Raw genomic sequence first — 12,772 nt, forward strand, 5'->3', positions numbered from 1 at the left:
GATCGGGTCTGGAGAGGAGCGGCCGGGGAACCGGACAGCGCGGGCGTGTGCTACGATGACCGGCGATCCTGCGCCGAGCGGGGAGCACAGTGTGTTCGTCGTCAGACGAGTGACCGGGGCGAGGTGGGAACGATGAGCGGGACGCATCCTCGTTATCTCTGGTGGAATGGCCAGCAGGTACGCTGGGAAGAGGCGACTGTCCACGTGACCGAACTCGGCTGGTCGACGGTCGGTGCCGTGTTCGAGGGGATTCGCGCCTACTGGAATCCCGAAACCGGCGAGGCGTACGTCTTCCGGTTGCGCGAGCATCTGGAGCGATTGCTGCGTTCGATGCGCCTGGTGCGCCTGGCGCCGCGCTGGGGTATCGGGGAACTCACCGAGGCGATCCTGCAGCTTCTCCGCGACAACGAGTGCCGCGAGGACACGTACATCCAGCCGGTTGCGTACCGGGCAGCTGGACCGAAGACGCTGAGCGGCTTCGCAGAAGAGGCCGGGCTGTACATCGCAACGCGCCCGATGCCGTCGCATCTGCTGTCCGGCAAGGTCGTGCGCGCCAGGGTGAGTTCCTGGCGTCGCATCAGCGACGACATCATGCCGCCACGCATCAAGAACATCTCGAACTATCGCAATGGCCAGCTGGCTGCGATGGAAGCACAGCTGGACGGTTATGACCAGGCGATCCTTCTGAACGTACAGGGGAAGGTAGCGGAAGCGCCGGGCGCCTGCCTCATGCTCGTCCGCGATGGGAAACTCGTGACACCGGACATCACTCAGAGCATCCTGGAGAGCATCACCCGCGACACGCTGCTGCGGCTGGCGCGCGACGAACTCGGTCTTGTGATCGAGGAACGGCCGGTCGACCGCACGGAACTCTATGTCGCCGACGAGGTCTTCCTCTGCGGGACAGCGGCAGAAATCACACCGATCGGCGAGATCGACCGGTACCCGATCGGCGACGGTCATCCCGGGCCGGTCACGCGTGCACTGGAGCGGCTCTACCACGATATCGTGCGCGGGATCGACCCGCGCCGCGCAGAGTGGCGGACGCCGGTCGGGCTGGCGACGGCCGTTGGTACGCGCCCAGGTGATGATTGAGCGCGAACCGCGCTCACCTCACGTCGATCGCTCGAACCATCCCTCGTCGCGCATCCGGAGCACGGCGCGCTCGAAGGCCTCGATCGTCCGGTCGATGTCCTCAGGCGTGTGGGCAACGCTCAAGAGGCCCCCACCGTGGAAGAGATCGACCCCTTCGTTCACCATTGCCTGGTAGAGCGTCGTGGCGAGTGCCGGTGACATGCCGGTTTTCAGCACGATCGGCGAGACCCCCTCGGGCATGCGGATATCCTCGCCACGCTGGTTCGTGCAGGTGTGGCCGAGCGCGATGTGAAATACCGAGCTTTCACCCCACACGAAGCCGGGTATCCCATGGGTGACCAGGACGTGATTCATCCCGCGACGCAAGCGCGCCGCCATGGCATCGGCATGACGCTGAACAGCCGGATCGGCGACGAGCTGCAAGCATGCACAACCGGCGGCAGCGGACAAGGGGTTGGCATTGAACGTTCCCGGATGCGCCACGCGCCGGCGATTCCACTCTGGATCGTCGCGGAACTCGAGAAGCGCCATGATGTCGGCTCGCCCACCGACTGCCCCACCGGGGAGTCCACCAGCGACGATCTTGGCCATCGTCGTGAGGTCGGGGCGGATGCCGAGCAGCCCCTGCACGCCGCCGGGCGACCAGCGGAAACCGGTGATCACTTCGTCGAAGATGAGCAGCGTTCCTGTCCGCTCGGTGATGGCGCGCAGGCGATGCAGAAAGCCCTCGGGCAAGGGGATGGAGGCCCACGAGGCACCGCTGGGTTCCAGGATCACCGCTGCGATATCCCCTTCCGCCAGGCGGCGCTCCACGAAGTCGAGGTCATTCACCGGCGCCACGACGACCGATTCGAGGACAGCACGAGGCACCCCCGGGATCGGCTGCGCGTCGAACGGCGGCTTTTCGCCCGGCAGCGCATAGTCCTGCCAACCGTGGAAGTGACCAGCGAACTTGAGGATCTTTTCGCGACCGGTATATGCCCGGGCGAGTCGCATGGCGAGCAAAGTGGCTTCCGTTCCGGAGGCGGTGAACTTGACCCGCTCACAGGAAGGCTTGAGCTCGCGGATTCGTTCCGCCCATTCCAGTTCGAGATCGTGCCCGGCACCATAGTGTGTGCCGCGCCGGATCTGCACCTGGACTGCCTCGACGATCTGCGGGTGGGCATGACCGAGGAGCAGGGCTCCATGGCCCATCGTGTAGTCGATCAACTCGTTGCCATCGACGTCCCACTTGTGTGCGCCACTGGCCCGCTCGACGTACAGGGGGAACGGTTTCTGGTACCGCACGTCGTGGGTGACGCCGCTCGGAAAGTCCCGCAAAGCACGTTCGTAGCGCGCCTGCGAGGTCGGGTGCTTGGCGCGATACTCTTCTTCGATCGTCAGCGTTCGTCGGGCCATCGTCTTGCCTCCTCGCGCGTCGCCGGCTCGCCGAGAGGCATTATCGGTCAGGCGAGCGCTGGCGTCCAAGCCGATCTGCGGGACAGAAAGGAGCATGACCGATGCGATTGGCTGCATTGCCGCGCTTTCCCCTGGCCCAGCTGCCGACGCCGCTCGAGGAGGCGACCCGGCTGAGCCACGCCCTGGGCGGTGTCCGGATCCTGGTCAAACGAGACGATCTCACCGGGCTGGCACTGGGAGGGAACAAGACGCGCAAGCTGGAATACCTCATCGGCGATGCCCTGGCCCAGGGAGCCTCGCTGGTGCTCACCGAGGGGCCAGCGCAATCGAACCACTGCCGCCAGACAGCCGCCGCAGCGGCACGAGCTGGACTGCGCTGCGTGCTCGTCCTGAATTCACCCGATCCTGCTCCACCACTGCAGGGTAATCTCCTGCTCGATCATCTCTTCGGTGCCGAGGTGCACCTCGTCCGTCATCGGGACGAGCGGCACGCCGAACTCGAGCACTTGGCGAACCTTTTCGCGGCGCGTGGCGACCGCCCTTATGTCATCCCAACCGGTGGTTCGACGCCGGTCGGCGCAGCTGCTTACGTGCGGGCAGCACTGGAGCTGGCTGCTCAGCTGGTCGAACGCGGAGTGATGGCGACGCGCGTGTACCTCGCGACGTCGACCTCGGGTGGGACACACGCTGGGATGGTCCTCGGCGCTTCGCTGCTCGGCCAGCCGTTCGAGGTCATCGGTGTGGCCGTCGAGGACGAGGCCGAGGCGATTCGGCAGCGCGTGGCAGCGCTGGCCGAAGCGACCGCTGAGCTACTCGGCCTGGAACGACGGTTTCCTCCGGAAGCGATCATCGTCGATGACCGATGGGTCGGGCCGGGATACGGTGTGCCCAGTGAGGAGACGCTGGAAGCGATCGTGCTGGCTGCCCGAACGGAAGGGCTCGTGCTCGATCCGGTGTACACTGGCAAGGCGATGGCCGCACTGATCGGACAGATCCGCCGCGGGGAGATCGCTTCGGGGGAGACGGTCGTCTTCCTGCATACCGGCGGTGCGCCTGCTCTTTTTGCCCAGGCGGAGCGATTGGCCGCTGTCGTGGCGAGCCAGCGACCAGTGGTGGAACCGTGACGCAGCCGCGCTACGCGGACATCGTTCTCGAGCTGGAGCCGGGCGAGCGACGTCCACTCCTGACGTACGGCGTGCCCGCTGAACTCGCCGACCGGATTCGCCTCTATCAGGCGGTCTGGGTGCCGCTGCGCGACGAGGTTCGGTTGGGGGTCGTGGCCAGCCTGCACGAGGAGGCACCGGCTTTCGCGGTGCGCCCCGTCGTCGGCGTGGTCGAGCCGGAATTCGTGCTGACTCCCGAGCAGTGGGCACTCGCCGAATGGCTCGTCGAGGAAACGCTCTGCACGCTCTGGGAAGCTGTCGCACTCTTCCTGCCGCCGCGACTCGCCCAGCGTGTCGAGGTGCTGTTGCGCCCGACCGGTGCAGTACCGACCGGGAGACTCTCGCCTGTCCAACGCCGTCTCCTGGACCTTCTCGCACAGCGCGGGCCGTTAACGCTCGAGCAGGCGCAACGAGCGCTCGGCCGCTCCCTGACGACCGCGTTGGAGCGCGCGGTTAGCACCGGACTCATCGAGCGTCTCCCCATCGTGCGTCCGATCCAGCGCGTGGTATCCGAACAGTTCTTGCGTCCGCGGTTGGACAGCGATCCACCCACTGATGCGGCGCAGGGCCGTGCCTACGAGATCATCCGCCGTTGGTACGAGGAGCACGATGGCGCACTGCTGCCCCGTCGGTTCCTCCACCGGCTGGGGCTCTCCCCAGCGACCGTGCAGATGCTCGTCCAGCGCGGGCTGGTGGAGGTCGTCGAACTGCCGCGTGGGGGACTACCGACTGTCCAGGGTGGGCCCGATCGCCCGCTCACGCTCACACCGGAGCAACAACAGGCATGGGAAGCGATCCGGAGCATGTTCGACCAAGATCCGCCGCGCCCGCTCCTCCTGCACGGCGTGACGGGGAGCGGCAAAACCGAACTCTATCTCCGAGCGATCGGCGAGTGCCTCCGGCGGGGTCGGCAGGCGATCGTCCTGGTCCCGGAGATCGCCCTGGCGACCCAAGTCGTCCAGCGTGTCGCGGCACGCTTTCCCGGTCGGACGGTCCTGGTCCACAGCGGCTTGCGCGAGAGCGAGCGGTCGGCCGTTTGGGAAGCGATTCACCAGGGACAGGCCGCCGTGGTGGTCGGCCCACGCTCCGCGCTCTTCGTCCCGCTGCGGTCGATCGGCTTGATCGTCATCGACGAGGAACACGAGGCAGCCTATAAGCAACAGGAGCCGCCACCACGCTATCACGCGCGGGCGGTCGCCCAGCGGCTCGCCGAGTTGCATCGCGCAGTGCTTCTCCTCGGAAGCGCGACACCGGACGTCACGACGGCCTATGCAGCGGCGACGAGTCAGCTAGCGGTCGCGCGCCTGCGGCAGCGGGTCGGACCACTGGTCGTCGGGGAGCGGGGTGAGGTCGCGCGGGCGCGTCTCCAGCTCCCGCGTGTCGAAGTCGTGGACATGCGACTCGAGCACCAGCTCGGCCATGCCGGGCTGTTCAGCCGAGCACTGCACGAGGCGATCGCGGCAGCGTTGCAGCGGGGCCAGCAGGTTCTTCTCCTCATCAACCGGCGTGGCTCGGCGACCTTGGTCCAGTGTCGATCCTGCGGGCACGTGGAAGTGTGCCCGCTCTGCGATGTCCCGCTCGTCTATCACGCCGATCGCCGCCAACTGATCTGTCACCGTTGCGATCTTCGCCGCCTCCCGAGCACAACGTGCCCGACGTGCGGGCGCCCCGCGCTGAGTTATTACGGAGCGGGAACGCAGCGAGTCGAACGCGAGGTGCAGCAACGTTTTCCGCAAGCGCGCGTGCTGCGCTGGGATCGGGACGTCGTGCAGCGCGGCAATGACCCGCGATCGCTTCTCCAACGTGTCCTCCGTCGCGAGGTCGACGTCATCGTCGGAACGCAGATGGTCGCCAAAGGGCTCGATTTTCCCGCTGTAACGACGGTCGGGATCGTGCATGCCGATACGGGCATCTATCTCCCGGACTATCGAGCGGCCGAGCGCACGTTCCAGTTGTTGACACAGGTCGCTGGGCGAGCCGGCCGGCATCTCCCGGGTGGGCTCGTCGTCATCCAGACCTACACCCCGGAGCATTACGCCATCCGCGCCGCGAGCCGGCAGGACTACGACGCCTTCTATCAGGAAGAACTCGCGTTTCGCCAACGGCATGGTTACCCGCCGTTTCGGCGGCTGGTCCGGCTCGTGGTTCGCCACCGTGACGAGTTGGCCGGACGACTCGCCAGCGAAGAGATGGCGGAACGCTTGCGGGAGAAGGCGCGAGAACTCAGCGCACGCGACGTCGAGGTGCTGGGTCCCACCCCAGCCTTCGTCAGCCGGATCCGCGGTCTGTATCAGTGGCAACTCCTGGTCCGGGGTGCCGATGGGCCGCGGGTCGTGGCGGCGATACCGGTGCACGGCGGCTGGATCGTGGATGTCGATCCGGTGAGCTTGCTCTGACCGGTATAATCGAGAGCCAGTGGAATGTGGGGTGACGAGCATCGATGGCGGTCCGAACCATCATCACAGAAGGTGATCCGCGATTGCGCCAGAAGGCGATCCGCATTCGCGTCGTCGACGAGGAGGTGCGGCAGCTCGCTCGCGATCTCTGGGACACCGTGCGGGCTGCCCGGGGGCTGGGGCTGGCTGCGCCGCAGATCGGGGTCCTGCGCCGTATCATCGTCGTGGCCATCCCGCCCGACTACGTCGAGGAGGGCGATCCCGGGGTGGAACTGACGCTGATCAACCCGGAGATCGTGCGGGCGAGTGGTCGCCAGGTCGGGCTGGAGGGCTGTCTCAGCATCCCCGGCTGGTACGGTGAGGTTCCCCGCTCCATGCACGTGACCGTGAAAGCGCTCGATCTCGATGGTCGCGAGGTGCGCGTGAAGGGAAGCGGATTGCTCGCCCGTGTCCTCCAGCACGAAATCGATCATCTGGAGGGTATTCTCTTCGTCGACCGGATCGAAGATCGGTCGACGCTGCGCTACATCCCGGACGAGGAAGAAGAGACCGCCGAAGCGGCGACCGGGACGTGAACCTCAGAGCACGATTTCGGCCTGATGGACGCGGCTCTGCTCCGCAACGAGGATCGCGTCGATCGTGGCAAGCGTCTGGTCCAACCGATCCGTCTCGTTGAAGACGACGTAGTCGAACTCGTAAACCTGAGCGAGTTCCCGGGATGCGGTCGCGATCCGCTCCATGAGCGTGGTCGGATCGTCCGTCTTGCGGCTGCGCAAGCGGTGCATCAGTTCGGACATCGAGGGTGGGGCGAGGAAGATCAGGATCGCCTGCGGCACGAGCCGCCGGATCGACGCTGCTCCCTGCACGTCGACTTTGACGACCACCGTCTTGCCGCTGCGCAAGGCGCGGCGCACCCGCTCCTTGGGGACACCGTAGAGATGTCCGTAGACCTCCGCCGACTCGAGAAATTCGCCACGGTCACGAGCGGCCAAGAACTCCTCGCGCGTCATGAAAATGTAATGGACACCGTCGATCTCACCAGGCCGACGCGGACGCGTGGTCGCGGTGACCGCGAAATGGAACTCGGGATGCGCTTGACGCATCCGCTCGATGACGGTGTCCTTGCCGACACCGGATGGTCCGGAGATGACGATCAACTTGGGACGGACACGCTGCCGGAGTTCTTCGAGGAGTTCATCGGCCTGCGTATTCAATCCGAGGTCGTCCGTCACCGGCCCGGACCTCCCCTGCTGTCCGCTCCCACCCTGGGGTGGCTCGGATCGGCCACCTGTCGTCATTGTGCCATAGTTGGGAACGCTCGTCGGACTCGAATTCGGAAGGAGCAGGCGTGTTCGACGTTCTGACGATCGCGGCACTGGTCGACGAATTGCGAAAGACGCTCCTGCGTGGGCGCGTGCAGAAAGTCGTCCAGACCGCACCGCTCGCCATCGCCCTGGAGTTCTACGCGGGTCAGCGCTGGGGACTGGTCATCGACGTGAGTCCCCAGGAGCCCTGCTCGTATCTTGCGCACACTGTTCCGGCTGGTGACCCGGAGCAGGTGACGCCGTTTCTCTTGCTGCTCCGGAAGTACGTGCGCGGCGCACGCCTTGTGCAGGTCGAGCAGGTGCCACTGGAGCGAATCATCCGCTTGCGCTTCGCAACCGTTCTGGTGGAGGAGCAGCGAGGACGAATCGAGCGCCTTCCCGTGGAGACCGAGCTGGTCATCGAATTGATGGGGCGGCACAGCAACGCCATTCTGGTCGCCACCGACGGGAGGATCCTCGATGCGCTCAAGCGCGTGACCCCGGAAATGAGCGCTGCCCGACCCGTCCTGCCGGGTCGGCCCTATCAGCCGCCACCTCCACAGTTGAAACGCGATCCTCGCCGCCTGAGCACCGACGCTGTGGACTCGCTCTTGCTCGAAGGACGACCGGACCAGGAGCTGACGACCGCACTCGTCCAGCAACTGGCCGGCTTCAGCCCACAGATGGCACGCGAAGCGGTCTACCGGGCATTCGGGACAACAGCAGTGACGGTCAGTGAGGCACGGGACGCTCCCAGCGGACCGGAGCGCCTGGCGACCGCGATCGCCAGCGTCATCGAGCCGCTGGTGACGGGGCAGTTCGCGCCGACGGTGTACTGGAGCAACGGCGTTCCCGTGGCATTTTCGGCCATTCCTCTGCACTACGCTCAGGGGCTCCAGGCAGAAGCGTTCCCCAGCATATCGATGGCGATCGAGCGATTCTTGGCCGAGCGACCGCAGGGTGAAGAGATCGCTGGGGACCGGTATGCGCAGCGTCGTCGCCGTGTCTTGGCCGCGATCGAACGGGAGCGAGCACGGGTCGAAGCGCGCTTGCATGCGCTGGAGCAGGAGCGAGCGCGGGCCGCGGAGGCGGAGCGCTGGAGGAGAATGGGAGAAGCGATCCTGGCCGCACTCGGCGAGCTCGTGCCAGGACAGCGCGAACTCGTCGTCGATGACCTTCGGATCCCGCTCGATCCGGACCGCACGCCAGTGGAGAACGCGCAAGCCTATTTCGAGCGCTATCGGAAGGCAAAAGCTGCTGCCGAGCAAGTCCCTTTGCGGATCGAGGAGACGCGCTTGGAACTCGAATACTTGCGGCAGCTCGAGGCGCTCGCGCAGGTCGCCGATACGACGGAAACGCTGGAGACGCTGCGCCAGGAGATCGGGCTCACCGAAGGGAACACTGGCGAGCGGACGAAGCGCGGCAGCCAGCGCAAGCTGCGCGTCTGGCGGACGCTCCGCGGGGACCGGATCGTCGTCGGACGCAATGCACGCGAGAACGACTGGATCACCTTCTCGCTCGCGCGCCCGGAGGACGCGTGGCTGCATGCCCGTGGTCTGGCTGGTGCGCACGTGATCGTCCAGTGGGCTGGAGCAGAGGACCCCGATGTCCTCGAACGCGCCGCAGCGCTCGCAGCCTGGTACAGCGAGGGACGCACGGGCACGCGAGTGAGTGTCGATGTCACCCAGCGACGCCACGTGCGCCGCATTCCAGGAGCAGCGCCCGGTTTGGTCCGCTACCGCAACGAGCGGACGCTGGCCGTTCGACCGCGTCCTCCCGAAGATCTCGGACTCCTGGAGGGGTGAGACGCCTCACACCGGCTTGGCGAAGCGAGCCAAGAGCACACCGAGCTCGTAGAGCAGGTACATCGGCGCTGCGACGAGGAACATGTTGAAGGGATCCGGCGTCGGCGTGATCAGAGCCGCAGCCACCGCGATGATCAGGATGGCGAACTTGCGCAGCGAGGCGAGTCGCTTGGCAGAGACGATACCGAGCTTGGCCAGGATAAAGATCACCACGGGGAGCTCGAAGACAACCCCGACCCACAGCAGGAGAGTCATGTAGAAGGAGACCACTTCTTCGGCCCGGAACTGGGCCTCGAAGACGCTCCCACCGAAATGCGACAGGAAGCTCAGGGCACGCGGCACGAGGACGAAGAAGGCGAAAGCGACACCAGCGACGAACATGATGGATACGAAGGGCAGAGCACGGTACAGGTACCGCTTTTCCTTCCGCGTCAAGCCGGGAGCGAGGAAGCGGACGAGCTGATACACGATCATCGGCATGGCGAAGCCGATGCCGAGATAGAGCGCGACCTTGGTGTAGGTGATGAACGACTCGGTCGGGGTGATCGCGTAGAGGCGCTCGATCCCGGACATGCGGATGATGAGCCGCATCGTCGGAAAGGCGAGCGCCAAACCGATGACGAAGCCGACAGCGACGGCGAGCAAGGCATAGATGAGCCGCGTGCGGAGCTCTTCCAGGTGCTCCTGCAGCGTCATCTCCTTGTAGAACTCTTCCGGTTCGGGTTCGGGCTCGTTCGGCTGCGGGGCCGGCTGACCGCGGACACGATCGAGAAGGCTGACCATGGTTCCCTCGCTGCTCCGCTGCGCGCTCCGTTCGCACGCTAAGCGTAACAGACAGGCGCGGGCACGACGAGTCCCGCGCCTGTCTCTGCCGCGTCAGCTCGCCGTCATTGCTTGCCGAGGTGCTCCTCGATGAAGTTGATCGCATCACGCACGGTGACGATGTTGGCTGCCTCTTCGTCCGAGATCTCGATGCCGAACTCTTCTTCGAGCTGCATGATCAGCTCGACGAGGTCCAGCGAATCAGCATTGAGATCCTTGACGAACTCGGCATCCGGAGTCACCTCGCTCGGATCGACACCGAGCTGCTCGGCCACGACGGCCTGCACCCGCTCCAAAATCGACGACGACACGCCAACCACCTCCCCAGCGACCGAATCCTGACCCGCGGGTATCCAGCTTTCCCCGGTAGTATGACTGAGCGTGCCTTCCTATGCAAGTGATCGGCACCTACACGCGCCGATCATCGCCGCTCCTCGATCGCCATCCGCGCCGGTGGCGACCTCCCGAAAACGCAGGCACGCGCACCGGCACTGCGGACCCCAACCGATCGCACAATGGCCGGTGCCCGACTCGATCCCTCAGGTTGGCCATTTGCCCGGTGCCCGCCCGGGAGTCCTCGATGACCGCTCGCCCGGCTCTCCGGTTCTGCTGATCACACCGCCCGTCCGGCACGCCCTCGTGGCCAGGCACGCGACCGATCGGTCCGGTCTGGCGCGGCCACGGAAAATCTATGCTGTAGCCGGTGCCTTCCCGGTCACGAGGGCCGAGCGCGGGCAGCGACGTGCAGCACCACCGGAGATCGCGCACAACGTGCTGCCGAGGATCGTCCCGCGAGTCGGCCAATCCGCCAGGTCGAGACTCGGAACCCACGGCGGTTAACGGCAGCGCGTCAGCTTCCCGAGGATGCCAGGTTAGCAGCGATCGTCCCGAGCACCCCGTTGACGAAGCGGCTGGAACTCTCGCCGCCATACTGTTTCGCGATTTCAACGGCTTCGTTGATGGCAGCCTTCAAAGGGACATCCGGCTCGTGCAACAGCTCGTAGATCGCGATGCGGAGGATGTTGCGATCGACCGGCGGAAGCTGGTCGACCGGGAAAGCCGGTGCTGCTTCAGCGATCATCCGGTCGATCCGCTCGCGATCGGCCCACACACCGGTCACGAGCCGCTCCGCATAGCGGCGCACCGGCTGGGCAATGCTCGCCTGGCTGCGATGCCGCTCGAGCACCTCTTCCAGCGAGTGGTTGGCGACATCGACCTCGTACAGGATCTGTAGAGCCAGGATACGTGCTTGGCGTCGGATTCGCGCGAGTGACATGTCCAGTTCCTTTTGGTTCCCTCGTCGCTCCGGCGCAATGACGGCATGTTCGATCGTGATCGCGATCGGAACCGAATCCATGGAATCCTCGCGGCGAGCGGAACCGTAGCGCCATCGAGAGGACTGCCGAGCAGCCCCCACGGATCGATTGTACCCTGCTCAGCTCTGCTGGCTGGCGAGGTACTCGGCCAGGAAGGTCGTCGTGTGCCGGCTAGCCCGAAAATCCGGGTGCTGCAGGATGCGACGGAGAAGCGGGATCGGGGTGGGCACACCGTCGATGATCGTTTCGCGGAGAGCGCGGTCGAGTCGCTCGATCGCTTGTGCCCGATCGAGCCCCCAGGCGATCACCTTACCCAAAAGCGAGTCGTAGTGCGGCGGGACGACGTAGCCAGCATAGGCATGCGAGTCGACGCGGATTCCGGGTCCACCTGGCCAGACCAATTGCTCGATGCGGCCAGGACGCGGCGCGAAGTCACGGTCGGGATCCTCGGCCGTGACGCGCACCTCGATGGCGTGCCCGCGGGGCGCAAGATCGCGCTCGCGCAGCGCGAGGCGCTCGCCGGCCGCGATAGCCAACTGCCACTGGACGAGATCGAGGCCGGTCACGGCTTCGGTGACCGGATGCTCGACCTGGAGACGCGCATTGGCTTCGGTGAAGTAGAAATGGCCTTCCCGATCGACCAGGAACTCGAAGGTGCCAGCACCGACGTAACCGACCGCCCGTGCACCACGAACAGCGGCCTCATGGAGCGCGTCGCGCACCCTCGCTGACAAATCGGGTGCGGGGGCCTCTTCGATCAGTTTCTGGTAGCGGCGCTGGATGGAGCAGTCGCGCTCACCGACGGCGACGATGTTCCCGTGCTGATCAGCCAAGATCTGCACCTCGACGTGCCGTGGCCGCTCCAGGTAGCGTTCCAGATAGACGGAGGGATCGCCGAAGGCTGCCTGCGCTTCCTGCTGAGCGACTTGCAGAGCCGTGGCGAGTTCGCGTTCCTCCCGCACGATCCGCATGCCGCGTCCACCGCCACCGGCTGCGGCCTTGACGAGAACGGGATAGCCCAGCTTGCGCGCGATGCGCCGGGCCTCGCTCGCATCGCGAACGGGCGTCTCACTCCCTGGGACGATCGGGAGCCCGGCGCGCTGCATGAGCCGACGCGCTTCTGCCTTGTCGCCGAGCGCACGGAGCGTCTGCGGTCGGGGTCCGATGAAAGTGATCCCGCATTCTTCGCAGATCTCGGCCAGGAGTGCGTTCTCGGCCAAAAACCCGTAACCGGGGTGGAGGGCATCGCAGCCGGTGACGACCGCCGCACTGATGATGGCAGGAATATGGTTGTAGCTCCGCTCAGCTGGTGCCGGCCCGATACAAATCGCCTCGTCAGCCAAACGCACCGGCAACGATTCTCGGTCGGCCTCCGAGTAGGCGACGACGGCCGGGACACCCAGTTCCCGGCACGCGCGGAGGACGCGCAGCGCGATCTCGCCTCGGTTGGCGATGAGGACCTTGCGGATCATG

At 65.8% G+C, this 12,772-nt stretch carries 11 protein-coding genes; 5 read left to right on the forward strand and 6 right to left on the reverse strand.

Annotation, left to right across the window (positions count from 1 at the left end):
- Window positions 1-132: 132 nt before the first annotated feature.
- Window positions 133-1,095: a branched-chain amino acid transaminase gene (locus TRD_RS07525; protein WP_015922555.1), complete on the forward strand. Its 963-nt coding sequence runs from the start codon at window positions 133-135 to the stop codon at window positions 1,093-1,095.
- A gap of 18 nt (window positions 1,096-1,113) precedes the next feature.
- Here TRD_RS07525 and TRD_RS07530 read toward each other — a convergent pair whose 3' ends face one another.
- Window positions 1,114-2,493 (reverse strand): aspartate aminotransferase family protein, encoded by a 1,380-nt coding sequence (locus tag TRD_RS07530; RefSeq protein WP_041436041.1) that lies wholly within the window; start codon window positions 2,491-2,493, stop codon window positions 1,114-1,116.
- A gap of 101 nt (window positions 2,494-2,594) precedes the next feature.
- Between TRD_RS07530 and TRD_RS07535 the strand changes: the two genes are divergently transcribed.
- Genes TRD_RS07535 through def form a run of 3 tightly spaced genes read left to right on the forward strand, consistent with a single transcriptional unit; the run spans window position 2,595 to window position 6,627 of the window.
- The gene (locus tag TRD_RS07535; RefSeq protein ID WP_015922557.1) at window positions 2,595-3,617 is read left to right on the forward strand and encodes a D-cysteine desulfhydrase family protein; all 1,023 of its coding nucleotides are present in this window, start codon (window positions 2,595-2,597) and stop codon (window positions 3,615-3,617) included.
- Complete coding sequence (gene priA, locus TRD_RS07540; RefSeq protein ID WP_015922558.1) at window positions 3,614-6,052, forward strand: replication restart helicase PriA; 2,439 nt, start codon at window positions 3,614-3,616, stop codon at window positions 6,050-6,052. Before TRD_RS07535 ends, priA begins: the two co-directional genes overlap by 4 nt.
- Window positions 6,053-6,096: 44 nt before the next feature.
- On the forward strand, window positions 6,097-6,627 hold the full coding sequence (gene def / locus TRD_RS07545; RefSeq protein WP_015922559.1) for a peptide deformylase: 531 nt from the start codon (window positions 6,097-6,099) through the stop codon (window positions 6,625-6,627).
- A gap of 3 nt (window positions 6,628-6,630) precedes the next feature.
- On the opposite strand, the gene TRD_RS07550 is transcribed toward def, so the two are convergent.
- Window positions 6,631-7,284 (reverse strand): guanylate kinase, encoded by a 654-nt coding sequence (locus TRD_RS07550; protein ID WP_015922560.1) that lies wholly within the window; start codon window positions 7,282-7,284, stop codon window positions 6,631-6,633.
- Window positions 7,285-7,400: 116 nt separating this feature from the next.
- Here TRD_RS07550 and TRD_RS07555 point away from each other — a divergent pair, with 116 nt between their 5' ends.
- The gene (locus TRD_RS07555) at window positions 7,401-9,161 is read left to right on the forward strand and encodes an Rqc2 family fibronectin-binding protein (RefSeq protein WP_015922561.1); all 1,761 of its coding nucleotides are present in this window, start codon (window positions 7,401-7,403) and stop codon (window positions 9,159-9,161) included.
- Window positions 9,162-9,167: 6 nt separating this feature from the next.
- On the opposite strand, the gene tatC is transcribed toward TRD_RS07555, so the two are convergent.
- From tatC to accC, 4 genes are all read right to left on the reverse strand, one after another.
- Window positions 9,168-9,944 (reverse strand): twin-arginine translocase subunit TatC, encoded by a 777-nt coding sequence (tatC, locus tag TRD_RS07560; RefSeq protein ID WP_015922562.1) that lies wholly within the window; start codon window positions 9,942-9,944, stop codon window positions 9,168-9,170.
- Between the two features lie 104 nt (window positions 9,945-10,048).
- Window positions 10,049-10,294, reverse strand: a complete 246-nt coding sequence (gene acpP, locus TRD_RS07565) for an acyl carrier protein (RefSeq protein WP_015922563.1) — start codon at window positions 10,292-10,294, stop codon at window positions 10,049-10,051.
- A gap of 539 nt (window positions 10,295-10,833) precedes the next feature.
- Window positions 10,834-11,340, reverse strand: coding sequence for a transcription antitermination factor NusB (gene nusB / locus TRD_RS07570; protein ID WP_015922564.1), 507 nt, complete (start codon window positions 11,338-11,340; stop codon window positions 10,834-10,836).
- Between the two features lie 78 nt (window positions 11,341-11,418).
- Entirely contained in the window at window positions 11,419-12,771 is a 1,353-nt protein-coding gene (gene accC / locus TRD_RS07575) for an acetyl-CoA carboxylase biotin carboxylase subunit (protein ID WP_015922565.1), read from the reverse strand.
- Window position 12,772 lies beyond the last annotated feature (1 nt).

The sequence above is a fragment of the Thermomicrobium roseum DSM 5159 genome, assembly GCF_000021685.1.
In the GTDB taxonomy this organism is placed as follows: Bacteria; Chloroflexota; Chloroflexia; order Thermomicrobiales; family Thermomicrobiaceae; genus Thermomicrobium; species Thermomicrobium roseum.